Source organism: Mesorhizobium sp. M5C.F.Ca.IN.020.29.1.1 (genome assembly GCF_003997375.1).
GTDB classification, from domain to species: domain Bacteria; phylum Pseudomonadota; class Alphaproteobacteria; order Rhizobiales; family Rhizobiaceae; genus Mesorhizobium; species Mesorhizobium wenxiniae.
Window position 1 is genome coordinate 1 of the sequence record NZ_RZSW01001000.1, and the last position, 1139, is coordinate 1139.

The following is a 1139-nucleotide window of genomic DNA, read 5'->3' on the forward strand; positions in this document are numbered from 1 at the left end:
CTACGTGCTGAATGCCGTCTATCCCTTGATCGACGACGAGTTCCTGTCCTTCTGCGAGGGTAAGGACGCTGTGCTCGTCGTCGAGGAAGGCCAGCCCAATTATATCGAGCAGGCTTTCGCATCGATGCTGCACAAGGCCGGGCGTGGCACGAAACTCGTCGGCAAGGAGCACCTGCCGATGGCTGGCGAATACACCGGCCAGGTCATGCTCGACGGCATCGGATCGTTCCTGCGCGCCACCATCCCCCACCTGCTGCCGGGCGAAGTCCGCGCGCCGAACAAGATCGGCGACGGGCTGGATACCGCCGACCTTATCAACGTCGTTCCGGGCCGTCCGCCCGGCTTCTGCGTCGGCTGTCCGGAACGGCCGATCTTCGCCGCCACCAAGCTGGTCGAGCAGGAGCTGGGCAAGCACCACATCGCCTCCGACATCGGCTGCCATCTGTTTTCGATCATGCCGCCTTTCGAGCTTGGCGCTACTACCATGGGCTACGGGCTGGGGCCGGCCTCGGCCTCAGCGTTCAATTCGCCCGATGCCAAGCGCCGGTCGATCTCCTTCGTCGGCGACGGCGGCTTCTGGCACAACGGCCTGACCTCGTCGATCGGCAACGCCGTGTTCAACAAGAACGACGGCGTCATCGTCATCGTCGACAATTTCTATTCGGCGGCGACGGGAGGGCAGGACATTCTTTCATCCCGCGCCGGCAACAAGTCCAAATCGACCAAGCATCCGATCACCGAGGCGGTGAAGGGCATGGGTGTCAAATGGCTGCGCCACATCGACCGCACCTATGACGTGACCAAGATGCAGGACACGCTACGCGAGGCGCTGACGACGGACGAGAAGGGCCCAAAAGTCATCGTCGCCTCGTCCGAATGCATGCTGAACCGGCAGCGCCGCGAAAAGCCGCTGGTCGACAAGGCGATCAAGGGCGGGAAAAGGATCGTCAAGCCGAAATTCGGCGTCGACGAGGACATCTGCACCGGCGACCATGCCTGCATGCGGCTTTCCGGCTGCCCGTCGCTGTCGGTGAAGTCGCTGGACGATCCGCTGCGCGACGATCCGGTGGCGCATATCGACCAGAGCTGCGTCGGCTGCGGCAATTGCGGCGAGGTTGCCGATGCGGCGGTGCTGTGCC

Annotated in this window: 1 protein-coding gene; it reads left to right on the forward strand. The window is 63.5% G+C overall.

All coding sequences use genetic code 11. The features are described 5' to 3' along the window. A partial coding sequence (locus EOA85_RS35760) for a thiamine pyrophosphate-dependent enzyme (RefSeq protein ID WP_164760151.1) occupies positions 1–1139 on the forward strand: 1139 nt, incomplete at both ends.